The 23,081-nt window shown below is 61.5% G+C and carries 19 protein-coding genes; 16 read left to right on the forward strand and 3 right to left on the reverse strand.

The window, feature by feature from the left end:
- Positions 1–168 precede the first annotated feature (168 nt).
- Both AC07VU_RS07480 and aptA read right to left on the reverse strand, forming a co-directional pair.
- Positions 169–1,662, reverse strand: a complete 1,494-nt coding sequence (locus AC07VU_RS07480; RefSeq protein ID WP_457275579.1) for a CoA-acylating methylmalonate-semialdehyde dehydrogenase — start codon at positions 1,660–1,662, stop codon at positions 169–171.
- Positions 1,663–1,802: 140 nt separating this feature from the next.
- Entirely contained in the window at positions 1,803–3,152 is a 1,350-nt protein-coding gene (aptA, locus tag AC07VU_RS07485) for an omega-aminotransferase AptA (RefSeq protein ID WP_053259531.1), read from the reverse strand.
- Between the two features lie 126 nt (positions 3,153–3,278).
- Here aptA and AC07VU_RS07490 point away from each other — a divergent pair, with 126 nt between their 5' ends.
- The 14 genes from AC07VU_RS07490 (at position 3,279) to acpA (ending at position 21,292) form a co-directional block, all read left to right on the forward strand.
- On the forward strand, positions 3,279–4,199 hold the full coding sequence (locus AC07VU_RS07490; protein WP_007930700.1) for a LysR family transcriptional regulator: 921 nt from the start codon (positions 3,279–3,281) through the stop codon (positions 4,197–4,199).
- Between the two features lie 132 nt (positions 4,200–4,331).
- Positions 4,332–5,726, forward strand: coding sequence for a uracil-xanthine permease family protein (locus AC07VU_RS07495; protein WP_274305430.1), 1,395 nt, complete (start codon positions 4,332–4,334; stop codon positions 5,724–5,726).
- 88 nt (positions 5,727–5,814) lie between these two features.
- The gene (locus AC07VU_RS07500) at positions 5,815–6,477 is read left to right on the forward strand and encodes a TetR/AcrR family transcriptional regulator (RefSeq protein ID WP_007930696.1); all 663 of its coding nucleotides are present in this window, start codon (positions 5,815–5,817) and stop codon (positions 6,475–6,477) included.
- A 12-nt stretch (positions 6,478–6,489) separates the two neighbouring features.
- Positions 6,490–7,071 carry an IMPACT family protein gene (locus AC07VU_RS07505; RefSeq protein ID WP_495029667.1) on the forward strand — a complete coding sequence of 194 codons (582 nt, stop codon included), beginning with the start codon at positions 6,490–6,492 and terminating at the stop codon, positions 7,069–7,071.
- Between the two features lie 551 nt (positions 7,072–7,622).
- The gene (locus AC07VU_RS07510; protein ID WP_495029668.1) at positions 7,623–9,188 is read left to right on the forward strand and encodes an ABC transporter ATP-binding protein; all 1,566 of its coding nucleotides are present in this window, start codon (positions 7,623–7,625) and stop codon (positions 9,186–9,188) included.
- A gap of 15 nt (positions 9,189–9,203) precedes the next feature.
- Positions 9,204–10,310 (forward strand): ABC transporter permease, encoded by a 1,107-nt coding sequence (locus tag AC07VU_RS07515; protein ID WP_123573263.1) that lies wholly within the window; start codon positions 9,204–9,206, stop codon positions 10,308–10,310.
- The gene (locus tag AC07VU_RS07520; RefSeq protein ID WP_009042034.1) at positions 10,310–11,236 is read left to right on the forward strand and encodes an ABC transporter permease; all 927 of its coding nucleotides are present in this window, start codon (positions 10,310–10,312) and stop codon (positions 11,234–11,236) included. The genes AC07VU_RS07515 and AC07VU_RS07520 overlap by 1 nt, the downstream gene beginning before the upstream one ends.
- 1,491 nt (positions 11,237–12,727) lie before the next feature.
- Positions 12,728–13,342, forward strand: coding sequence for a MotA/TolQ/ExbB proton channel family protein (locus AC07VU_RS07525; protein ID WP_009042033.1), 615 nt, complete (start codon positions 12,728–12,730; stop codon positions 13,340–13,342).
- Positions 13,343–13,372: 30 nt separating this feature from the next.
- Positions 13,373–13,780 (forward strand): ExbD/TolR family protein, encoded by a 408-nt coding sequence (locus AC07VU_RS07530; RefSeq protein ID WP_009042032.1) that lies wholly within the window; start codon positions 13,373–13,375, stop codon positions 13,778–13,780.
- A complete protein-coding gene (locus AC07VU_RS07535) occupies positions 13,780–14,502 on the forward strand; it encodes an energy transducer TonB (RefSeq protein WP_495029669.1) in 723 nt (240 codons plus the stop codon). The genes AC07VU_RS07530 and AC07VU_RS07535 overlap by 1 nt, the downstream gene beginning before the upstream one ends.
- A gap of 52 nt (positions 14,503–14,554) precedes the next feature.
- The gene (locus AC07VU_RS07540; RefSeq protein ID WP_495029670.1) at positions 14,555–15,616 is read left to right on the forward strand and encodes a purine nucleoside permease; all 1,062 of its coding nucleotides are present in this window, start codon (positions 14,555–14,557) and stop codon (positions 15,614–15,616) included.
- Positions 15,617–15,901: 285 nt separating this feature from the next.
- A complete protein-coding gene (locus tag AC07VU_RS07545; RefSeq protein ID WP_277587807.1) occupies positions 15,902–16,795 on the forward strand; it encodes a phosphorylase family protein in 894 nt (297 codons plus the stop codon).
- 126 nt (positions 16,796–16,921) lie between these two features.
- Positions 16,922–19,402 (forward strand): TonB-dependent siderophore receptor, encoded by a 2,481-nt coding sequence (locus AC07VU_RS07550; RefSeq protein ID WP_495029671.1) that lies wholly within the window; start codon positions 16,922–16,924, stop codon positions 19,400–19,402.
- A gap of 219 nt (positions 19,403–19,621) precedes the next feature.
- Positions 19,622–21,292 (forward strand): acid phosphatase, encoded by a 1,671-nt coding sequence (gene acpA, locus AC07VU_RS07555; RefSeq protein WP_277587806.1) that lies wholly within the window; start codon positions 19,622–19,624, stop codon positions 21,290–21,292.
- Between the two features lie 141 nt (positions 21,293–21,433).
- On the opposite strand, the gene AC07VU_RS07560 is transcribed toward acpA, so the two are convergent.
- A complete protein-coding gene (locus AC07VU_RS07560; RefSeq protein ID WP_495029672.1) occupies positions 21,434–21,856 on the reverse strand; it encodes a hypothetical protein in 423 nt (140 codons plus the stop codon).
- Positions 21,857–21,939: 83 nt separating this feature from the next.
- Here AC07VU_RS07560 and AC07VU_RS07565 point away from each other — a divergent pair, with 83 nt between their 5' ends.
- Together AC07VU_RS07565 and AC07VU_RS07570 are read left to right on the forward strand one after the other, a co-directional pair.
- On the forward strand, positions 21,940–22,290 hold the full coding sequence (locus AC07VU_RS07565) for a MerR family transcriptional regulator (protein WP_495029673.1): 351 nt from the start codon (positions 21,940–21,942) through the stop codon (positions 22,288–22,290).
- Between the two features lie 25 nt (positions 22,291–22,315).
- Positions 22,316–22,999 carry an SDR family oxidoreductase gene (locus AC07VU_RS07570; RefSeq protein WP_053259522.1) on the forward strand — a complete coding sequence of 228 codons (684 nt, stop codon included), beginning with the start codon at positions 22,316–22,318 and terminating at the stop codon, positions 22,997–22,999.
- Positions 23,000–23,081: the final 82 nt, after the last annotated feature.

Here is a 23,081-nt window from a genome sequence, read left to right on the forward strand (position 1 = left end):
TTGAATCTCAAGGAGTTTTCCGTTTCGACTGCGCCGGAAGTGGGGCGAATTATAGACTTCCAGAATCTGCCGTCAACACTTATTTTCACAAATCTGTCATATCAGTCAAAAAGCCCCTAAAAGCAAAGGCCGCCCCCAAGGGGGCGGCCTTCAATACCCTTCTACTTATTACAAACTAGGGAAGGCGAACTGCGAGGCTTCATGGCTGGCACGCTGTGGCCAACGCTGAGTGATCGCCTTGCGACGGGTATAGAAACGCACGCCGTCCGGACCGTAGGCATGCAGGTCGCCAAACAGCGAACGCTTCCAGCCGCCGAAGCTGTGGTATGCCACCGGTACCGGAAGCGGTACGTTGACGCCTACCATCCCGACTTCAATCTCGTCACAGAACAGACGCGCCGCTTCACCGTCACGGGTAAAGATGCAGGTACCGTTACCATACTCGTGATCGTTGATCAGTTGCATGGCCTCTTCCAGGCTGTTCACCCGCACGACGCACAGCACCGGCCCGAAGATCTCTTCTTTATAGATGCGCATTTCCGGGGTGACGTTGTCGAACAGGCAACCACCGAGGAAGAAGCCTTCTTCGTGACCCGGCACGCTCAGGCCACGACCGTCGACCACCAGCTTCGCGCCCGCCTTCACGCCATCCTCGACATAACCGCTGACCTTGTCCCGCGCCTGACCTGTGACCAGCGGCCCCATGTCCAGGCCACAGGAAGTGCCGGCACCGATTTTCAGCGCCTTGATCTGCGGTACCAGCTTGGCCACCAACGCATCGGCCACCTGGTCGCCGACACACACGGCAACCGAGATCGCCATGCAACGCTCGCCGCAGGAACCATAGGCCGCGCCCATCAAGGCACTGACCGCGTTGTCCAGATCGGCATCCGGCATCAGGACGGCGTGGTTCTTCGCGCCGCCCAGTGCCTGCACGCGTTTGCCGCGCTTGGTGCCTTCGGTGTAGATGTATTCGGCAATCGGCGTCGAACCAACGAAGCTCAGTGCCTTGACTTCCGGCGCTTCGATCAGCGCGTCCACCGCGGCCTTGTCGCCGTGCACCACACTCAGCACGCCTTTCGGCAGGCCGGCTTCCAGCAGCAGCTGGGCAATCAGCAGGGTCGAACTCGGGTCACGCTCGGATGGTTTGAGGATGAAGCAGTTGCCGCAGACGATCGCCAGCGGATACATCCACAGTGGCACCATCGCCGGGAAGTTGAACGGGGTGATGCCGGCAACCACGCCCAGCGGCTGGAAGTCGGACCAGGCATCGATGTTCGGGCCGACGTTGCGGCTGTACTCGCCCTTGAGGATTTCCGGAGCGGCACAGGCAAACTCGACGTTTTCGATACCACGCTTGAGCTCACCGGCGGCGTCTTCCAGGGTCTTGCCGTGTTCTTCGCTGATCAACTGGGCGATGCGCGACTCGTTCTGCTCCAGCAATTGCTTGAAGCGGAACATCACCTGGGCACGCTTGGCCGGCGGCGTGTTGCGCCAGGCTGGGAATGCTGCCTTGGCGGCATCGATGGCGCTCTGGATGGTTTCGCGGCTGGCCAGCGGCAGCTTGTGGATCGCCTGACCCGTGGACGGATTGAACACATCGACCGCGCGACCGCTCTCGGTCACCAGTTCACCATTGATCAAATGCGGGATAACGCTCATCGGGGAACTCCTGAAGTTGTCCACAGGCGCCCACCAAAGGGCGCCTGCTCTATATAGATGACTTTGAATATGAGCCAAACCACGATGGCGCCTATAAGTACGCCATCGCGAGCAAGCTCATCTCCTACAGTTTTGGGGAATCAGTCGAGCTTGTTCAGCACTTCGCCGACGGCATCGAACAGACGATCCAGATCCTGCGGCTTGCTGTTGAAGGTCGGGCCGAACTGCAGGGTGTCGCCGCCGAAGCGTACGTAGAAACCGGCTTTCCACAGGGCCATGCCCGCTTCGAACGGACGCACGATGGCATCGCCATCGCGCGGGGCAATCTGGATGGCACCGGCCAGGCCGTAGTTACGGATGTCGATGACATTCTTCGTACCCTTGATGCCGTGCAGTGCCTTCTCGAAATGCGGCGCCACGTCAGCGACGCTCTGCACCAGGTTTTCTTTCTGCAACAGATCCAGTGCCGCCAGACCGGCCGCGCAAGCCACTGGGTGCGCCGAGTAGGTATAGCCGTGGGGGAATTCCACCGCGTACTCGGGGGTCGGCTGGTTCATGAAGGTCTGGTAGATCTCGGAGCTGGCAATCACCGCGCCCATCGGAATCGCGCCGTTGGTGACTTGCTTGGCGATGCACATCAGGTCCGGGGTCACGCCAAAGCTGTCGGCACCGAACATCTTGCCGGTACGGCCGAAACCGGTGATCACTTCGTCGAACACCAGCAGGATATTGTGCTGGTCGCAGATTTCCCGCAGGCGCTTGAGGTAACCCTGTGGCGGCACCAGCACGCCAGCGGAACCGGCCAGAGGCTCGACGAACACCGCGGCGATGTTGGAGGCGTCATGCAGTTCGATCAGCTTGAGCAGTTCGTCGGCCAGGGCGATACCGCCCTGCTCCGGAATGCCACGGGAGAACGCGTTGCTTGCCAGCAGGGTGTGCGGCAGGTGGTCGACATCCATCATCGCCTGGCCGAACAGTTTACGGTTGCCGTTGACCCCGCCGAGGCTGGTACCGGCAATGTTCACGCCGTGATAGCCACGGGCACGGCCGATCATCTTGGTCTTGGTCGACTGGCCTTTCAGGCGCCAGTAGGCGCGCACCATTTTCACCGCGGTATCGGCGCATTCGGAACCGGAGTCGGTGAAGAACACATGGTTCAGATTGCCCGGGGTCAGCGCGGTGATTTTCTCTGCCAGCTGGAACGACAGCGGGTGACCGTACTGGAAGCCTGGCGAGTAATCGAGGGTGCCCAGTTGCTTGGCCACCGCTTCCTGGATTTCCTTGCGGGTGTGGCCGGCGCCACAGGTCCACAGGCCGGACAGCGAGTCATAGACCTTGCGCCCCTTGTCGTCGACCAGCCAGCTGCCTTCGGCGGCGACGATCAGGCGCGGATCGCGCTGGAAGTTGCGGTTGGCGGTGTAGGGCATCCAGTGAGCATCGAGCTTGAGCTGGCTGGCCAGGGAAGCTGGAGCGTTTTCATGCATGTTCATGGGGCAAAACCTCGCAGGGCAATAAGCGGCGCAGGGATCGGAAAGCGTTGTTGCAGCTAAGTTGCCACGGCTATAAAGTCGGTGAAATCCAACTTTTATAACCTTCAGTCAGTGGCCCACTAAACTATGAGTAGCCGTCGCGCCGACCCGCTGGCGCAAGTCAGCGACTTTGATATCCGCCTGCTGCGGATCTTTCGCAGCGTGGTCGAGTGCGGTGGCTTCTCCGCCGCGGAAACCGTGCTTGGCATCGGTCGCTCGGCCATCAGCCAGCAGATGAGCGACCTCGAGCAGCGTCTCGGCCTGCGCCTGTGCCAACGCGGACGCGCCGGCTTCTCGCTGACCGAAGAGGGTCGCGAGGTGTATCAATCGGCCCTGCAGTTGTTGAGCGCCCTGGAAAGCTTTCGCACCGAGGTCAACGGCCTGCACCGCCACCTGCGTGGCGAACTGATCATCGGCCTGACCGACAACCTGGTCACCCTGCCCCACATGCGCATCACCCATGCCTTGGCGCAACTGAAGGAGCGCGGGCCGGACGTGCAGATCCAGATCCGCATGATCGCCCCCAACGAAGTCGAACAAGGCGTGCTCGACGGGCGCCTGCATGTCGGCGTAGTGCCCCAGGCCAGTGCCTTGTCCGGGCTGGAATACCAACCGCTGTACAGCGAACGCTCGCTGCTTTATTGCGCCGTTGGCCACCCGCTGTTTTATGTCGACGACAAGCAACTGGACGACCGGCGCCTCAACGAGCAGGACGCCATCGCCCCGACCTTCCGCCTGCCCGCCGAGATCCAGGCCCATTACCAGGCACTCAATTGCACCGCCAGCGCTTCGGACCGCGAAGGCATGGCGTTCCTGATTCTCACCGGACGCTACATTGGCTACCTGCCGGACCACTACGCCAGCCTCTGGGTCCAGCAGGGACGACTGCGCGCGCTCAAACCCGGTTCACGTTTTTATGACCTGAGCCTGGCATCGGTCACACGCAAGGGCCGTCGCCCCCATTTGGTGCTGGAAAGCTTCCTGGACAGCCTGGCGGCCACCCGCTGAAAAAACCTACGACACTATAAAAGCCCCGCCCCCATTGCCCTATAACGGCAAACACAGGCAATAACCTGAGCACCTGGACAGCTTTTTGCAGGGCACGATGACCTTGAACCATCAGCTCTGAGTTCCCCGTCCATGCAGCCAGACACCTTGCGCCAAAGCGACCTGATCTACGGTCTCGACGATCGCCCGAAACCACTCGCCGCGATCCTCGCCGCCCTGCAGCATGTGCTGGCAAGTTTCATCGGCATCATCACCCCGCCGCTGGTGATCGGCTCGACCCTGGGCCTGGGCGCCCACCTGCCCTACCTGATCAGCATGGCGCTGATGGTTTCCGGCGTCGGCACCTTCATTCAGGCGCGTCGGCCGTTCGGAATCGGCGCGGGGATGATCTGCCTGCAAGGCACCAGCTTTGCCTTCCTCGGCGCGGTGCTGTCCGCGGGTTTTCTGGTCAAGCAACGGGGCGGCAGCCCGGAAGACATCCTGGCGATGATTTTCGGCGTGTGCTTTTTCGGCGCGGCGGTGCAGATCGTCCTGAGCCGCTTCATCGGCCAATTGCGCCGGGTCATCACGCCGCTGGTCACCGGCATCGTGATTACCCTGATCGGTGTCAGCCTGATCAAGGTCGGCATCACCGACCTGGGCGGCGGCTTCAATGCCGCGGATTTCGGCGCGCCGGGCAACCTGGCGCTGGGCCTGTTGGTGCTATTGACCATCATCCTGCTGAACCGCTCGAACACGCCCTGGGTACGACTGTCGGCGATCATCATCGGCCTGGCCCTGGGCAGCCTCGCCGCCTGGTTCAGCGGCAAGCTGGTGCCCCAGGCGTTGCCCGACCTGCCGCTGATCAGCCTGCCGACGCCCTTCCGCTTCGGTTTCAGCTTCGACTGGACGGCGTTTCTGCCCGTGGCGCTGATCTACCTGATCAGCACCCTCGAAACCGTCGGCGACCTGACCGCCAACTGCATGCTCGCCCGCCAGCCCATCAGCGGCCCTTCTTATATAAGCCGGCTCAAGGGCGGCATTCTCGGCGACGGCGTCAGCTGCATGATCGCCGCGACCTTCAGCGCCTTCCCCAACACCACCTTCGCCCAGAACAACGGGGTGATTCAGCTGACCGGCGTGGCCAGCCGCCATGTCGGGCTGTACATCGGCCTGTTGCTGTTTTGCCTGGGCCTGTTTCCACTGATCGGCGCGGTGCTGCAGCAAATCCCCAAGCCAGTGCTCGGCGGCGCCACCCTGGTGATGTTCGGCAGCGTCGCCGCGGCCGGCGTGCGCATCCTCGCCCAGGCACCGCTGGACCGGCGCAGCATGCTGATCATCGCCACCTCCTTCGGCGTTGGCCTGGGGATCGCGGCACAACCGAACCTGCTGCACCTGTTGCCCAAGGTGGTGCAGAACCTGTTCGACTCGGCGATCACCAGCGGCGGCCTGACCGCGATCCTCATGTGCCTGTTGCTACCGGAAGACCGGGCCGCGCTGCGTGACGCAAATCCGGCCGGCGAAAGCGACACCCTGGAACCGCTTTGAGGGTTTTCTGCCCATTAAGACTTGTCTGAGGCCTGTGGGTGCGCTATCAACGCACTGGTTGCACCCACAGAACAGCTCGGAAATGCCTATGACCCTTGAAGTCCCAGCCCACGCCGGCCCTCAAACCGCCAAGCCCGCCAGCCGTATTCGTCAGAAAAACGAAGAAGCGATCATCAAGGCCGCCGAAGACGAGTTCGCCCGTCACGGTTTCAAAGGCACCAGCATGAACACCATCGCGCAGAATGCCGGCCTGCCCAAGGCCAACCTGCATTACTATTTCACCAACAAGCTTGGTTTGTATGTCGCGGTGCTGAGCAACATCCTCGAGTTGTGGGACAGCACCTTCAACACCCTGACCGCCGAGGACGACCCGGCCGAAGCGTTGACCCGCTACATCCGCGCCAAGATGGAGTTCTCCCGGCGCCAGCCGCAGGCCTCGCGAATCTTCGCCATGGAGATCATCAGCGGCGGCGAATGCCTCAGCGAATACTTCAGCCAGGACTACCGCGCCTGGTTCCAGGGGCGCGCCGCGGTGTTCCAGGCCTGGATCGACGCCGGCAAGATGGACCCCGTGGACCCGGTGCACCTGATCTTCCTGCTGTGGGGCAGCACCCAGCATTACGCCGACTTCGCCACCCAGATCTGCCGCGTCACCGGTCGCAGCAAGCTGACCAAGCAGGACATGGAAGACGCCGGCAACAACCTGATCCGCATCATCCTCAAGGGGTGCGGCCTCAAGCCTGCCTTATAAAGAACACAACGCATGCCCTTTACCCTCGCCGGCCTTTGCGAATACCGCGAAGAGATTCGCAAAAGCCGCTTTATCGCCCTCGCCGCGCCAATCACCAGCGCGGCCGAGGCCCAAGCCTTTATCGAACGGCACAGCGATCCCAATGCCTCCCACAACTGCTGGGCCTGGAAACTCGCCGAGCAATACCGCAGCAGTGATGACGGCGAGCCCGGCGGCACCGCCGGCCGCCCGATCCTCGCGGCCATCGAAGCCCAGGACTGCGACCAGGTCGCGGTGCTGGTGATTCGCTGGTACGGCGGCATTCAGCTGGGCACCGGCGGCCTGGCCCGCGCCTATGGCGGCAGCGCCAACAAATGCCTGCAAGGCGCCGAACGCATCGAACTGATCAGCCGCGTAGCCCTGCGTTGCGCCTGCAGCTTCAGCGAGCTGGCACTGGTCAAGCTGCGGGTCGCCGAACTCGGCGGACTGCTGGTCGAGGAACACTTCACGGCCAACGGTGTAGAACTGCAACTGGCCCTGGGCGAAAGCCAGATCGCCACCTTGCAAAGCCAGCTGGCCGACCTGAGTCGCGGGCGCATCCTCTTGCAGCGCTGAGCGCACCAATACGCACCAACGCCTCGAAATCATCCTGTGCACAACGGCCCGGTGGATAGCCGACTTGCCCACACCTGCTGTGCACTCGACTGTGGATAACCTGAGCACACTTGCCTGTAACCCTTCTGTCACGTGGCTTTGAAGCGATTGCTCACTTTTCAGCCAATCACCCGCCAAAAACATATTTTTCAAATTAAAACAGTAAGTTAGCCTGGTTTATCGCTTTTAGAAGAAAGCCACACAGTGCTTATGCCCGGTCTTCGGGCTTGCACACAAATACTGTGGAACAAGCTGTGGATAACCCGTGCAAGGCTGCGCCAGCCGCATAGAGCGCAAGGCTTGCAGGCACCTGATCATTTTTCGACCAGACCGTTCGGGCAAAACCGCCGCCTTTTCAAGCACCTTGCCCTGAACTGGTGCCGAGCAGCGATGCAGGTAACGAGCAAAAGGGGCACGAGGCCGCAGTTCATCGGGGCTCCGGCAATTTCCTGACTCACTGGCCAGGAAATTGCTTTGTCCACCGGCATAACGTTCAGCAACCCGAGTCCGTCATGCCAAACCCTGTTCCCATCCCCGCTGCAATACCCCGCCTGCAACTGCGCGGAATCACCAAGCATTATCCCGGTTGCCTGGCCAACGACGGGATCGACCTGAGTATCCAGCCGGGGGAAATCCACGCCCTGCTCGGTGAAAACGGCGCCGGCAAAAGCACCCTGATGAAAATCATCTACGGGGTGACCCAGGCTGACTCGGGCGAGGTGATCTGGCAGGGGCAGCATCAGCTCATGCGCAATCCGGCCCAGGCGCGCAGCCTGGGGATCGGCATGGTGTTCCAGCATTTCTCGCTGTTCGAGACCCTGACCGTGGCGCAGAACATCGCCCTGGCCATGGGCGCCGCGGCCGGTACGCCGAAGCAGCTGGAACCGAAGATCCGCCAGGTCTCGCAGCGCTACGGCATGGCCCTGGAGCCGGAACGCCTGGTGCACAGCCTGTCCATCGGCGAACGCCAGCGGGTGGAGATCATTCGCTGCCTGATGCAGGACATCCGCCTGCTGATCCTCGACGAGCCGACCTCGGTGCTGACGCCCCAGGAAGCCGACGAACTGTTTGTCACCCTGCGCCGCCTGGCCAGCGAGGGCTGCAGCATTCTGTTCATCAGCCACAAGCTCGGCGAAGTCCGCGCCCTGTGCCACAGCGCCACGGTGCTGCGCGGTGGACGGGTTGCCGGGCACTGCATACCCGCCGCATGCTCGGACCAGGAACTGGCGCGGCTGATGGTCGGCGAAGCCGCGGGCCTGATCACCGATTACCCGAAGGCCAAGGGCGGCGAGGCCTTCCTGCAGGTACAGAAACTCTCCTGGCCCAATCCGGACCCGTTCGGCTGCTCGCTCCAGGACATCGACCTGGACGTGCGCAGCGGTGAAATCGTCGGCATCGCCGGGGTCGCCGGCAATGGCCAGGACGAACTGTTGGCCCTGCTCAGCGGCGAACAGCGCCTTGGCCGCGCCCAAGGCGCCACCCTGCGCTTCGCCGGGCAAGCCATCGCCCACCTGCGCCCCGACGCCCGTCGCGGGCTGGGCCTGGCGTTCGTCCCGGCCGAGCGCCTGGGCCACGGCGCCGTGCCGGAACTGAGCCTGGCGGACAACGCCCTGCTGACCGCCTTCCAGCAAGGGCTGGTGAGCAAAGGCCTGATTCAGCGCGGCAAGGTGCTGGCCCTGGCCGAAGACATCATTCGCCGCTTCGCGGTGAAAACGCCGGACAGCCAGACCGCCGCCCGCAGCCTGTCCGGTGGCAATCTGCAGAAATTCATCCTCGGCCGGGAAATCCTCCAGCAACCCCGGCTGCTGATCGCCGCGCACCCGACCTGGGGCGTCGACGTCGGCGCCGCCGCGACTATCCACCGGGCCCTGGTGGCCCTGCGCGATGCGGGCGCGGCGATCCTGGTGATCTCCGAAGACCTCGATGAACTGTTCCAGATCAGCGATCGCCTGGCAGCCCTGTGCAGCGGTCGCCTGTCGGCCCTCAAGGCCACCGCGGACACCAGCCTGGTCGAAGTCGGCGGCTGGATGGCCGGCCAGTTCAATACCCCCGTCCACTTATCCGCTCAGCCAGCGTAACGGAGCTGTTTATTTATGCTGCTTTCTCTCGAACCCCGCGGCCAGCAATCGCGCCTGATGCTCTGGTGCTCGCCGCTGTTGGCCGCGGCCCTGACCCTGGGCTGCGGCTCGCTGCTGTTCATCGCCCTGGGCCACGACCCGCTGGAAACCCTGCACACCTTGCTGATCGCCCCGATCAGCGACCTGTATGGCGTCTCCGAACTGCTGGTCAAGGCCCTGCCGATCCTGCTCTGTGCCCTCGGCCTGGCCGTGGCGTATCAGGCGCGGATCTGGAACATCGGCGCCGAAGGCCAACTTCTACTCGGCGCCCTGGCCGGCAGCGCGCTGGCGGTGAACATCATCGACCTGCAAAGCCGCTGGGCGCTGGTGCTGATCCTGCTCACCGGCACCCTGGCCGGCGCCGCCTGGGCCGGCCTCACCGCCTGGTTGCGCACGCACTTCAATGCCAATGAAATCCTCACCAGCATCATGCTCAACTACATCGCCCTGAACCTGCTGCTGTATTGCGTGCACGGGCCGCTGAAAGACCCGGCCGGGTTCAACTTCCCCGAGTCGGCGATGTTCGGCGATGCCAGCCGCCTGCCGCTGCTCCTGGAAGACGGCCGGGTGCATGCCGGGGTGTATTTCGCCCTGCTGGCCCTGGTGGCGGTGTGGGTGCTGCTGCAAAAAAGCTTCGTCGGTTTCCAGATCAAGGTGCTGGGGCTGGACAAGCGCGCCGCCGGCTTCGTCGGTTTTCGCGAGAAGCGCCTGATCTGGCTGGCGCTGCTGATCAGCGGTGGACTGGCCGGCCTGGCCGGGGTGTGCGAAGTCACCGGCCCCATCGGCCAACTGGTGCCCCAGGTATCGCCCGGCTACGGCTATGCGGCGATCACCGTGGCCTTTCTCGGCCGCCTGCACCCCATCGGCATTCTGTTCTCCAGCCTGCTGATGGCGCTGCTGTACATCGGCGGCGAGAACGCGCAGATGAGCCTCAACCTGCCGCAAGCCATTACCCAGTTGTTCCAGGGCATGATGCTGTTCTTCCTGCTGGCCAGTGACGTGCTGATTCTCTATCGGCCGCGCCTGAACCTGCGCTGGGCACGTCGCGCCGCCAACCCTTCCGTACAGGCAGGAGCGCTGTGATGGATATCGATCTGTTGAGCAATATTTTCTACGCCATGATCCGCTGCGGTACGCCGCTGCTGCTGGTGGCCCTGGGCGAACTGATCTGCGAGAAGAGCGGCGTCCTCAACCTCGGCCAGGAAGGCATGATGCTGTTTGGCGCGGTGATCGGTTTTATCGTCGCCCTGAACAGCGGCAACCTGTGGCTCGGCGTGCTGCTGGCAATGCTCGCCGGGATGCTGCTGTCATCGCTGTTCGCCCTGGTGGCACTGGTGTTCAACGCCAATCAGGTGGCCACCGGCCTGGCCCTGACCATCTTTGGGGTCGGGCTGTCGAGCTTCGTCGGCGCCAGTTGGGTCGGCAAACCGCTGGCCGGATTCGAGCCCATGGCGATTCCGCTGCTGAGCGAAATCCCCTTGATCGGGCGCATGCTGTTTGCCCAGGACCTACTGGTCTACCTGTCCTTCGCCCTGTTCGCCCTGGTGGCCTGGGTGATCCTGAAAAGCCGGGTCGGCCTGATCATCCAGGCGGTCGGCGAAAACCCCGACGCGGCCAGCGCCATGGGCCTGCCGGTGCTGCGGGTACGCACCCTGGCGGTGCTGTTCGGCGGCGCCATGGCTGGCCTGGCCGGGGCTTACCTGTCCCTGGCCTACACACCGATGTGGGCGGAAAACATGAGCGCCGGGCGCGGCTGGATCGCCCTGGCGCTGGTGGTGTTCGCCAGCTGGCGAGTGTGGCGCCTGCTGCTCGGCGCCTACCTGTTCGGCCTCGCCAGCATCCTGCACCTGGTGGCGCAAGGCCTGGGCCTGGCGATCCCTTCGAACCTGCTGGCGATGCTGCCGTATGCCGCGACCATCCTGGTGCTGGTGCTGCTGTCCCGGGATGCGCTGCGCACCCGCCTGTATGCGCCGGTGTCGCTGGGGCAGCCGTGGCAGGCAGGTCACTGATCGAAGACTTTTCACTATCGGCATGGGCTGCCTGACAGCCCATGCCCCCACCTCGCAACACCTCCCCTCAGCCCCCGGCCCTAGCCCAGGCAACTGCAGAAAGGGCTAGCAGTCCCTATCACCCAACGTGCATGACTTCCGCCTGACAAGGACGGATGAATGGCGCCCCATACCCGCGCACCAGGCGCCGCTTGGGTGCGCAACCATAAATGAAAACAGCCACCCGATTGCTGAATAGCGACCGCTTATCCCTGGATCCGCAGCCAAGGTCATTTACTTTTCCCCCGCAAACCCTCTATCCGGCACATCCCGGGAAATTGGCCCGCTTTCTGCTTAAACGATTAAGCTGACCCAATGGTTAACTTTTTTGGACGTGAGTTCCACTTTCACTTTCAACAACTGACAAACACTTTGAACAGGCAGGCTTAGCGTTCAACTGAAGTAACCGCGCACGATATTCACAGGCAGGACTATTTGATTTTCCACCGTTGAAGAAGTGCATGACACCAGTCTATTACTCTCGTGCGAGGGACCGAGGAAAGACCGGAGCGTCTATCTCAATTGACCGTATAGAAAGATCTGAGTCCTACCCATTTATTCCAGTATCGGCTCCACCGATTTCCGGCTTATCTCCCAAGTGGCCGGACTCCTAGCAATACAGGCTACTGATGAAGTAGCAGGTTTTGCTTTATGTCGGCACGGGTAACTGTTGTCGACTTTTTTATTCGATTTCATTTCTTGCTCAAAGAAGTGAAGAGTTCTCCTCCACAGACAAGGATGTCTTTTCCGGCGAAGTCATTCATCGCCGGTTTTTTATTTATCAGAACAAAAGCCAGGGGTATGCATGCAATCAACAAGATTGACCTTTACTCAGGACAGCCGGACAAGCGAAAGGGCCCTGCCACGGCTTATTGAATCTCCGGCCACGGCCCGATCAAGTCTTTCCGGATTTGCCCCTGCACGACCTATCGAAAAAACGCGAATCCCGTTTCAGACAGGTTGGGCCCTTCATACCGGTACGACCTTGCAGCCTGCCGAATACCCCGTCATCCAGGCTGACGAGGATAGCTTCGGTTCGAGATATAGAGCCTGTTTTCAAGCACTTCCAGCGACCGGCCACCCTTTGTATCCGAATCCTGGCGCCGAGTAACGGACACAAAACGGTGCGAGGCGTTTCATGTTGGGGCGGATACAAAGGCTCTGCAGCGGCGTATTAAAAATCGATCTCAAGCCATTTTCCCCGGCCAAAACCACTCGTCAGGAAGAAGCCACTCTTTATCGACCAAGACTGCCTATTTAGAGCTGTTTTCGAAGATTTTTAACATGCTGAAAGGTTTAAGCTGAACTGTTGGTCAGGTTTTTGCAAAGACTCACTCGCTCGCTCCACCTGACCCTCCACAGAGGCGTGCCGAGCACCTGTGCCTAGGCCTCGCAACGCCGGTCCAGTACCTGCTACCGAGTATGTATTTCAACGTTAATGAAGGATTTCACATGTTAGAAGATGTCATTCAGTACTCCAAAGACTCTTGGGGGCTCATTCCACTGATGGTGGTGGTATTCATCATCGGGATCGCCGTGATCATCGAACGCTACTTCTTCTTCAGTACCAGCATCAAACTGGGACAAAGTCTTGATCTGGATTTGAAGCGGGTAAACCAGGACAACCTGGCCGATGTCAAGAAAGTGGCAGATCACTACAGTAAAAGTGCCCAAGGCAAGTTGGTATTGGCCGCAGTGGAGTCTCACGGAAAGTCCGAAGAGGCACTGGAACGGGATATCGATGAAACCATCATGATTCAGATTCCGCGACTGGACCGCAATCTCTGGGTACTGGATACCTGTGTAACTTTAGGCCCGCTGCTTGGACTGCTCGGCACCATCATTCATATGATCCAGGTGTTCAGTGTATTGGCGGCCAATACATCGCAGAAAGTCAGTTCGGTAACCGGGCCTATTGCCCATGCGCTGGTCGCTACCGCTGTCGGTTTATGCATCGCCATCGTCTGCGTGATTTTTCTCAATCACTTCAACAAGCGTATCCGCCTGGTCGTCAATCAGATGGAACTGATCAAGTCCATGCTGGTTGGGCGCTTGGCCAAGGGTTGATTAATACCTACGCCACTCGGAGAAATAGTCATGGCTAGCAAGAGATCAAACTATCTCGGACATGAAGAGAAAGCCCGCATCGAAATCATTCCGATGATCGACGTGATGATGTTTCTGTTGGTGTTCTTCGTACTCATCATGATCGAGATGATCCAGGGCACCGGTATCACCCTGGAGTTGCCGCAGTCCTCTTCGCAAGAAGCGATCGAGTCGGTCACGCTCAATATCGGCGTCTCCAACGACGGTGGCTTGTTTGTCGATGGCCAGCCCATCAGCGACGAACAGCTGACGAGCCGGCTCACCGAGATGCAGAACAGCGGAAAACTGGATGTGGTGATCGCCGGCGATCGTGGCACCCAATATGAAAGCATCGTGCACACAATGGATCTGGTACGCGCTGCCGGTATCAGTGCTATTGGCCTGGCGACGCAAAACTGATGAACGACCTGACCCCCAACGTACGGCGAGGGGCCTTGTGGGCCTCCGACGACCATCATGTCGACCATCACCTGTCGATGCCGGCGGCTATCGGCCTGGCTGTGCTGGCGGTTGCATTGGGTATCACGTTGCTGAGCCTGATCGAGGCCAGGCAGCCGGTAGTTGAAGAGCCGCCGAAGGTGACCAAGGTGACCATGGTGCAAGTGCCTCCTCCACCACCGCCTGCACCGCCACCGCCACCGCCACCGCCACCGCCACCTCCACCTCCGCCTCCACCTCCACCGCCGCCTGCGCCGGTGAAAAAGCCTGCGCCTGCGAAGAAGGTCACGCCGGAGAAACCGAAACCCAAACCGGAGCCCAAACCGCAACAGCCCGTGCCGCCGCCCCCTGCGCCGACACCGCCACCACCGGTTACTCCGCCACCGCCGCCACCACCGCCCACGCCGTCGAGCAGCACCGACGCGGTCGCCCTGGATCAGCAGGCACCGGTTTATCCGCGTGATGCCCGGCAGGCCAAGATCGAGGGCTATGTGGTGCTGGAACTTGCGATCCGCCCGGACGGCACGGTTGCCAGCGCCAAGGTACTCGAGTCGAAACCACGCAAGCTGTTCGACGAGGCCGCGATCAACGCGGTGAAACGCTGGAAGTTCCAGCCGCGAATGGTCAATGGCGCGGCCGTTGAGCAGCGCGCTAAACAGACGGTCAGGTTCGACCTGAAATAAGCCCGTGGAGGGTGCGCGCGGAGCGCATGCCCTCTGCCAAGGAATCAAGATGATGACGACACGTAAAACCAGTGGCGCACTCGCTGCCGCGCTGTGCTGCCTGGGCGCAGGCGGAGCAACCCAGGCCGCCGGGCAGCCGATTCAGATCAAGGCCGTGGTCCTGAGCATGTTCGAGGTCGGCCAGGATCAGGGAGACAACCCTGGCGAGTTTCAGTTCTGGCGTGAGCGCGCCGGCCTGAATCAGTGCATGCCACTCGCCCAGGGCTTTCATGACGTATGCCTGAACCCTGAAACCGGCGTCCTGGCAACGGTGACCGGCATGGGCACTGCCCGTGCGGCGGCGTCGGTAATGGCCCTGGGCATGGATCCGCGCTTTGACTTGAGCAAGGCGTACTGGCTGGTTGCAGGCATTGCCGGCATCAATCCGCACAAAGGCTCCATCGGCTCGGCGGCCTGGGCCAACTATGTGGTGGACGGTGACCTGGCGCACGAGATCGATGCGCGGGAAATCCCCAAGGACTGGAAAACCGGCTACACCCCGTTCTTTCGCGCAACGCCTTATGCCCAGCCACGTTCGGACAGCATCGGCGAGGTCTACAAGCTCAATGGTCGACTGGTGGACTGGGCCTACAACCTGACGAAAGACGTGCCGCTGGTAGAAAACCAGGACCTGGCAGCGTTTCGCCAACAGTTCAAGGGGTTCCCCCAGGCCGTCCTGCCGGCCAAGGTCATGAAAGGCGATAACCTCGCCTCCTCGACGTTCTGGCACGGCGCGCGGCTCAACGACTGGGCCGGTGACTGGGTCAAGTACTGGACCAACGGCAAAGGGCAATTCGTGACCTCCGCCATGGAGGACAGCGGAACCCTGCAGTCCCTCAGTTTCCTGAGCAAGGCAGCGAAGGTGGACCTGGACCGCGTGCTGATATTGCGTACCGCCAGTAACTACACCATGCAGCCGCCCGGCATGAGCGCCGCGCAAAGCATGGCTCATGACCAGGCGGGTTTCGTCGGCATGCGGCCCTCGCTCGAAGCCGCCTATCGAGTGGGCAGCACGGTGATCAACGCGCTGACGGGAAACTGGGAGCTGTATTCCCAGACCCTGCCGGGACACTGAACTCATGACCCGGCCTGGTGAACGCCATAAAACAATCCAGGCCATGACCCGAGAAGCACGATCGAGCACTGACAGGCGGATGTACTTGATAACCGCACTCGTTGCTTGAACACACTTCCTGGCGACTGAAGCCGCTGTTTACCGGTTCGGACAATAACCAGCCAGCGCGTTGCCGGCGCTGATGCTTAACACCCATGCCCGTTAGCTGACATTCAACTAACCCGCATGACGGCCACGCCTTGCCTGGAAAACGGCAGGACTTACAACTAAGTGAAGAGGTGTTTTATGAAAATCCTCGTGGGTTTATTACTGGGATGCTTATCGGTAACGGCCTGGGCCGCTACCCCCGCGGTTCCGTGCAAGGCCGATATTGCGGTGATCGGCGGTACCTTCATCAACGATGCCATGTTGAAGTCCGGAAAACTCAAGGAGTCCTTCACCCTTGAAACTCCAGCCGGAACTTCGCCAACTATTTATTGCGGCAACTATAAAAACGTTCCGTTCTATTACATCAACATGCATGGCGACGGAAAGATCGTCGAAACCTGGGCCGCCCTTTACCAGCTACGGGTTCGTGATGCGATTGGCGGGGCAACAGCCGGCGGTATCAATCCGGCAATGAAACTCCACGATCTGGTAGTGGCCGATGACGTCATCGACTTCAACATCGACCGGCCACTGGCTCTGCCGGATGCCATCTACCGCAAGGGCGACCATCCGGTTCCGCGCTATACGCCGGCCATGGATCCCATTCTTCGCGACATCCTGATCGATGAGACACAGAAACGCCTGAACCGTGAAGACGCTCCCGTCGCCGGGATCAACCTGCACAAGAGCGGGGTGATCATGCAAACCCGCGGCGGGCGTTTCGAAACGGCCGCGGAAGTGCGCATGCTGGCCAAGATGGGAGGCGACCTGGTGACCATGAGCGTGGGTTCGGAAGTGATCTATGCGCGCATGGCCGGGATCAACTATGCCTCGCTGATCGCCATCTCCAATCCAGCCGAAGGCCTGGGTAACTGGACATGGGACACCATTCGCGAAGTTTACCCACGGCTTAATCCGGTTTGCCTGGAAATCGTTCTGGAGTCCTTGCCGAAGATTGCCGCCATCGGCAATAAGCCGCGGGTCGGCGACAGTTTGCGTATTCACCCGGAAATGACCTCAGAGAAGAAGTAAGCGAACTTCAACTTGCTCTAGAAGGCTGTGCAAGTACGGCAGGAACAACTTGTGTTTCTGCCTGTACGCACTCGCCTGTCGTTCAACAACTTTTACATAAAAGCAAATGTAGTAGGGGAGTGTTCCATGGGTACATATAACTGGCGTCACCCGCAAAAACTGGCCCTGGCAGTTGCGGCTGCTGTGCAGATTCTCGGCGGACAGGCCATGGCCGAGGATCAGAAAGAGACAGTCGAACTTGAGGACTACATTCTCAAGGAGAGTGTCGAAGACACCATGGGCATCATGCCCAGCCAGCCGGTGAAGAGCGTTTTCGGCCTGGGCAAGTCCATCGCCGAAACCCCACGCTCGGTGTCGGATGTGTCGTCCGACCTGATCGAAAACTACGGCTTGCGCGATATCAACGACCTGGTTCGCCTCGCCCCGGGAGCCTACACCAGCTCCTTCTTCGGGGTGCCGGGAGCGCTGAGCCTGCGTGGCGATGCCGCGGATAACTACTTCCGGGGTTTCAAGCGGGTAGAGAACCCTGGCAACTATGCAACGCCGATCCGCGCCGCCAGTTCGGTCGATATCGTGCGTGGCCCGGTTTCGCCCATCTACGGCGCCGGCAAGGTCGGCGGCTACATGAACTTCAACCCGAAATCCTCGAAGTCGGGAACCTCCAAGTTCATCGAAAAACCTACCGGGCAATTCGGTGTGACCGTGGGCTCCTATGACCAGTACATCACCACCGCCGAAGGCGGCTCGCCCTTTGAGCTGGGTGGCCGCCAGGGTGGCGTCTATGGCTTCTTCGAGCAGGAGGACTCGAAAAGCTACTTCGACAACGTCGACCCCAAGTCGACCATCGGCCAGATCGCCTTCGACATGGACCTCACCGACAACCTGCGGACCGAGTTCGGCGGCCAGTACCTGAAAGCCAAACGCATCCAGAACCCTGGATGGAACCGGGTCACCCAGGACCTGATCGACCACGACACCTACATCACCGGCGCGCCGTCCAAGATGAGCTCAAGGGGCGATGTGCTGTTCCCTGACGATGTACGCAACAACATCAGCCCGGGCGTCGGTTTTCCACCAGGCAGCGGCAACTCCAAGCTGGACGTTTTCTGCCTGAACTACAGCAACTGCTTCTTCGACCCGAAAGACCCGAACGCGGCACTGAGCAACCCCGGGACCACCAAGCTCGACCGCAACAAGGTGTTCACCGACAAGAAGGACAAGGGCGAAAGCAAGGCCGCCACGGCGTACTTCGACCTTATCTGGTCGCTGGACAATGACATGGAACTCAAGAACCAGTTCTTCTACGACTCCCTGGACCACAACAAATACACCAGCTATGGCTTCACCGCCGACTACGACGCCTACACCTGGGAAGACAAGGTCAGCCTGAGCTTCCCGCTGCAGGTCGGAGAGGTCAGCACGTCCAACGTCGTCGGTGTCAACTATCGCTACTACAGCGCCATCGACCGAGAGTCCTACCTCGATGAGATCCTCGACCGCCGCGACCTGAATGTCGGGCCGACACCGGACGACAGCTTCGACATCGGCCATACCGGCAACGTCGAGATTGCCCCCGGCATGTACCGACGCAACTTCAATACCCAGAGCGCATCCATCACCAAAAACACCGGCGCGTTCATGCTGTCCGACATGAACTGGCAGAACTGGAACCTGCTGCTGGGCTATCGCTTCGACTACTACGACGCCAAGGCCAAAGAGAAGGCCCAGGCCACCAATGGCGATCTGGTCGGCGATGCCAATGGCGACGGGCGCCCGGACAAAGCCACCAACCACAACACCACTGACTCGTTCAGTGCCAGCCTCTCGTACAAGACACCGTGGGGGTTCATCCCTTACTTCACCTACGCCAAGTCGACCGCGCTGTCGGCCAACCAGGCGGGTGGCGTAACGGCGTCGGACGTCTCCAGCGGCAACTACCTGCAGGACTCGAAACTGCGCGAGTACGGTATCAAGTACAACAGCGAGAACGGCAACGTCTACGCTGCGCTGGCCTACTACGACCAGGAGAAGACCTACCGCGACTCGCAAAACGGCAGCACCGTGCTGGTCAACGGCAAGGGGTACGAAGGTGAATTGCGCTGGATGCTCAACCAGAACTTCTCCATGACCGCCTCGGCGACCAAACAGAAGGTGCGCGAGAAAGGGCAGCCTTTCACCGTGCTCAATACCGCCGCTGTCGCCCAAGCCTATGGCCTGGATCCGTCGCAACTCTACGGCTTCCGCTTCTTCGACCCGACCGGCCAGGTGCTGGGCGGCGAATACGATCGTGGCGGCGTACCGGAATGGGTAACCAGCCTGTATGGCAATTACACCCAGCCGACCCCTTGGGGTGGCCGTGTGAACGCCAGTCTGGGCTTCACCTGGGTAGACGAGCAATGGGCGGACAACCAGAAGCAGATCAAGCTGCCTGACTACACCGTGTGGAACGGCTCGGTGGGCTACTCCGAAAAGTCCTGGGAAGCGCTGTTTACCGTCAACAACCTGTTCAACGAGAAGTACTTCACTTCCGCCAACTTGTTCGACTCGACCCTGGTGTTCCCTTCCGCTCCGCGTACCTACACCGCCAGCTTCGTTTACAAGTTCTGATCTCGCTGGCTAACCAGGGAGGCCCCGCCCGGGGCCTCCTCATAGCAGATGGATTTCAAGCATTCAGCGACTCGCCCATGGCCGACCTCAGCGCCGAGCTCCCCTTCGCGTCCGCTCGATAGCTGGCGCGGCATTCATGACAAATGCGCCAGCCGCCTGGCGGCATGAGTTCCAACGCGCCATGAACGGATGCCCTGCAACTTAGGTGGAAGACCTGTAATGAACCACAACGACCCTGAAACCCCGATCGATCCCTGCCGTCGCCACTTTCTCGCCGGTGCCGCGGTACTGGGTGCCGGCGCCGCGCTCAGCGGCTGCACGCCCAACAGCGATGCGCCCCAGGCACCGGTCAAGCGCCCCCTGTCCGCTGCCGAGCTGGACAGCGCACTGCGCAACCACGTCAAGACGGTGGTGGTGATCTATGCCGAGAACCGTAGCTTCAACAACCTGTTCGCCGATTTCCCCGGCCTCGAACAGCCTCTTTCCAGCCTCGAGCCCTCCGCTTACCAGCAGCGCGACCGCGACGGCAGCCTGCTGCGAATCCTGCCCCCAGTCTGGGGCGGCACCCTGCATCTGGGACCGCAGACCGTGGATGGCGTGACCTACCCGGCTGGCGTGCCATTTCAGCAGGACCTGCCGAACGCGCCGTTCGCCCTCAAAGGCCCGAATGCCGAGGACCTGCCGCTGAGCCTGGTGACCCGCGATTTGTCCCACGAATTCTTCCAGAACCAGATGCAGATCAACGGTGGCATGAATGACCGGTTCGCCGCCTGGTCCGACTCCGGTGGCCTGACCATGGGGCACTACAGGCAAAGCCGCTATACCCTTCGCCTGTGGGATATCGCGCGGCAGTTCGTGCTCTGCGACAACTTCTTCCAGGGCGCCTTTGGCGGTTCATACCTGAACCACCAATACCTGATCTCGGCGGCGGTGCCGCACTATCCGAACGCCCGCAACTCGGTGGCCAAGGCGCAGATCGCCAGCCTGCACAGCGACGACCCCAGCGACCCGCGGCTCAAACCCCTGGCCGACTCGCCCGCCAGCGCCATGGACGGCCCCGCCCAGTTCGGCCCCTGCGCGCTCACCCCGGATGGTTACGCGGTCAACACCTTCGCCCCGCCCTACTGGCCGACCTGGCAACGCGACCCACAACGGCCGGACTATTCCAAACCGGACCTGCCCTTCGTGCTGGTTGCGCAACACCACGAGCACATCGGCGACAAGTTGTCGCAAAGGAACATCGACTGGGCCTGGTACGCCGGTGGCTGGCAGGCCACCCTGGATGAGTTCAGCGGCTCGAACGCGATCCCGAAAATCCCCAACTTCCAGTACCACCACCAACCCTTCAACTACTTCCGCCAGCAAGGCCCGGAACACCCCGGCGAACGCGCCAGGCGCCTGCGCGACGGCGGCCTGGGCGACGACCCGTCGACAAACCGGTTCTTCGCCGACGCCCTGGCCGGCAAGCTGCCGAGTGTGAGTTTCTACAAGCCCCAGGGCAACCTCAACATGCATGCCGGGTACGCAGATGTCGCCGCGGGCGACCGCCATCTGGTCCACGCGATCAAGACCCTGCAGGACAGTCCGCAGTGGAACAACATGGTGCTGATTGTCACGGTCGACGAGAACGGCGGCTGGTGGGACCACGTGGCCCCGCCCAAGGGTGATCGCTGGGGCCCGGGCAGCCGCATTCCGGCCCTGGTGGTGTCGCCCTTCGCCCGCAAGGGAACGGTGGATCACACGGTGTATGACACAGCATCGATCCTGCGCCTGGTGACCCGGGTCTTCGACCTGGAAAAGCTCGATGGCCTGAAACTGCGTGACGAGGCCATGGCCGCCCGGGATCAGACACCCATGGGCGACCTGACCAATGCGCTGCAGTTCGATTAGCCAGCGCCGGAAAGGACTGACTGCGGCAGACGTCCAGTGGATCGGATTCTGGGCGGCCTTGCTCATCCCCTGCATTTGCTGCGACGCCATCGTCGAGCTGCCGGCTCCTGCCCCTGTAAGAGCCAGCCGTGCGACGATGCTTCAGGCCGCGCCAGGAATCGCACGCGGTTCACCACGGACCGGCCACAACTGCGCCACCGCCCAGGCCAGCTCGAAAAACAGGATCACGCCGATCAAGGCCGTGCCGCCCTGGGCCAGGGCGTAGATCTGCCAGGTGGCGAACAGCAGCCGGCCGGCGGCGTCGTAGCGTCCGAAGGCCAACTGCGGATCGCGGATGCGCAGCACCGACCACACGCAGACGATCGAGCCCATCAGGTTGACCATCAGCATGTGCATGGGCTCGAACGGCGGCAGTGCGCCGGGCAGGTCGAGGGCCTGGCTCCACTGCTGCATCAGGCCGTGCAGGGTAAGAAAGCTCCAGGGGGTGACAAAGGCGGCGGTGACGATCAGGTCGTACCAACCGCTGGCCCGCACCAATTGACGGTATTGCGCTGTGCTCCACATAAAGGATCGCTCCGGATATTCAAGGAGCACACAAGCTAAAGCCTGGAGTATGCTCCAGGGTCAAGCCCTTCCGAGACTCCAGCATGCGCATCGGTGAACTTGCCCAGGCCTGCGCCGTCAGCCGCGATACCCTGCGCTTCTACGAGCAGCGCGGGTTGATCGCGGCGCAACGCAGCGCCAACGGCTATCGTGAATACCCCAGCGACATGGTGCAGCTGGTGCTCTACATCAAGACCGCGCAGCGCCTGGGCTTCAGCCTCGGCGAGATCGGCAGCAGCGTTGCCGCGATCTGGCATGCCAGCGATCCGGACAGCGCCGTGACGCAGCTGCTGCAAGAAAAACTGACCCTGATCGAGACCCGCATCAGCGAACTGGGCGAGTTGCGCCAGGAGCTGCAACAACGGCTCGGCCAGCGTTGCCCATTAAATCCATGATCTTCACTCATCAAGGAATCCCCGCATGTCTACGCCAAAAACCGCACTGATCATCGGCGCCTCCAGAGGCCTGGGCCTGGGCCTGGTGCAACGTCTGCTGGACGCTGGCTGGCAGGTCACCGCCACCGTGCGCAACCCGCAAAAAGCCGAGGCGCTCAAGGCCCTGGGCCCAGTCCGTATCGAGCAACTGGACATGGACGACCAGCAGGCGGTGATCGCCCTGAACCAGAAGCTCAAAGGCGAAGTGTTCGACCTGCTGTTCGTCAACGCCGGGGTCAAGGGACCGGACGACCAGACGCCAGGCAAGGCGACCCTCGCGGAAGTCGGCCAGCTGTTCTTCACCAACGCCGTGGCGCCGATCAACCTGGCCCAGCGTTTCCTCCCGCAGATCCGTCCGGACAGCGGCGTGCTGGCGTTCATGAGTTCGGTACTGGGCAGCGTGACCATGCCCGACGCGCCGGAGCTGGCACTGTACAAGGCCAGCAAGGCGGCGCTGAACTCCATGACCAACAGCTTCGTCACCCAGCTCGAACAGAAGCTCACCGTGCTGTCGCTGCACCCGGGCTGGGTAAAGACCGACATGGGCGGCGAAGGCGCGGACATCGACGTCGAGACCAGCACCCGCGGCCTGATCGAGCAGATCAATGCCTATACCGGCAAGGGCGGGCACCATTTCGTCAACTACAAGGGCGAAACCATTCCCTGGTAAGCCTGCACCTGTAGCCGCGGCCGACATCGCAGCGCCCAGTTCGTGGTCGAGCGCCGGACGCCATCGCGGGCAAGCCTCGCTC

It is taken from the genome of Pseudomonas sp. GW821-FHT02B10 (genome assembly GCF_059421865.1).

Bases quoted from the DNA above. Each gene is read 5' to 3' on its own strand.
- AC07VU_RS07540 (WP_495029670.1), top strand. From the start codon at position 14,555: ATGACGACACGTAAAACCAGTGGCGCACTCGCTGCCGCGCTGTGCTGC.
- AC07VU_RS07550 (WP_495029671.1), top strand. From the start codon at position 16,922: ATGGGTACATATAACTGGCGTCACCCGCAAAAACTGGCCCTGGCAGTT.
- AC07VU_RS07530 (WP_009042032.1), top strand. From the start codon at position 13,373: ATGGCTAGCAAGAGATCAAACTATCTCGGACATGAAGAGAAAGCCCGC.
- AC07VU_RS07515 (WP_123573263.1), top strand. From the start codon at position 9,204: ATGCTGCTTTCTCTCGAACCCCGCGGCCAGCAATCGCGCCTGATGCTC.
- AC07VU_RS07520 (WP_009042034.1), top strand. From the start codon at position 10,310: ATGGATATCGATCTGTTGAGCAATATTTTCTACGCCATGATCCGCTGC.
- AC07VU_RS07510 (WP_495029668.1), top strand. From the start codon at position 7,623: ATGCCAAACCCTGTTCCCATCCCCGCTGCAATACCCCGCCTGCAACTG.
- AC07VU_RS07545 (WP_277587807.1), top strand. From the start codon at position 15,902: ATGAAAATCCTCGTGGGTTTATTACTGGGATGCTTATCGGTAACGGCC.
- AC07VU_RS07565 (WP_495029673.1), top strand. From the start codon at position 21,940: ATGCGCATCGGTGAACTTGCCCAGGCCTGCGCCGTCAGCCGCGATACC.
- AC07VU_RS07535 (WP_495029669.1), top strand. From the start codon at position 13,780: ATGAACGACCTGACCCCCAACGTACGGCGAGGGGCCTTGTGGGCCTCC.
- AC07VU_RS07560 (WP_495029672.1), bottom strand. From the start codon at position 21,856: ATGTGGAGCACAGCGCAATACCGTCAATTGGTGCGGGCCAGCGGTTGG.
- AC07VU_RS07525 (WP_009042033.1), top strand. From the start codon at position 12,728: ATGTTAGAAGATGTCATTCAGTACTCCAAAGACTCTTGGGGGCTCATT.
- AC07VU_RS07505 (WP_495029667.1), top strand. From the start codon at position 6,490: ATGCCCTTTACCCTCGCCGGCCTTTGCGAATACCGCGAAGAGATTCGC.
- AC07VU_RS07490 (WP_007930700.1), top strand. From the start codon at position 3,279: ATGAGTAGCCGTCGCGCCGACCCGCTGGCGCAAGTCAGCGACTTTGAT.
- AC07VU_RS07495 (WP_274305430.1), top strand. From the start codon at position 4,332: ATGCAGCCAGACACCTTGCGCCAAAGCGACCTGATCTACGGTCTCGAC.
- AC07VU_RS07500 (WP_007930696.1), top strand. From the start codon at position 5,815: ATGACCCTTGAAGTCCCAGCCCACGCCGGCCCTCAAACCGCCAAGCCC.
- aptA (WP_053259531.1), bottom strand. From the start codon at position 3,152: ATGAACATGCATGAAAACGCTCCAGCTTCCCTGGCCAGCCAGCTCAAG.
- acpA (WP_277587806.1), top strand. From the start codon at position 19,622: ATGAACCACAACGACCCTGAAACCCCGATCGATCCCTGCCGTCGCCAC.
- AC07VU_RS07480 (WP_457275579.1), bottom strand. From the start codon at position 1,662: ATGAGCGTTATCCCGCATTTGATCAATGGTGAACTGGTGACCGAGAGC.
- AC07VU_RS07570 (WP_053259522.1), top strand. From the start codon at position 22,316: ATGTCTACGCCAAAAACCGCACTGATCATCGGCGCCTCCAGAGGCCTG.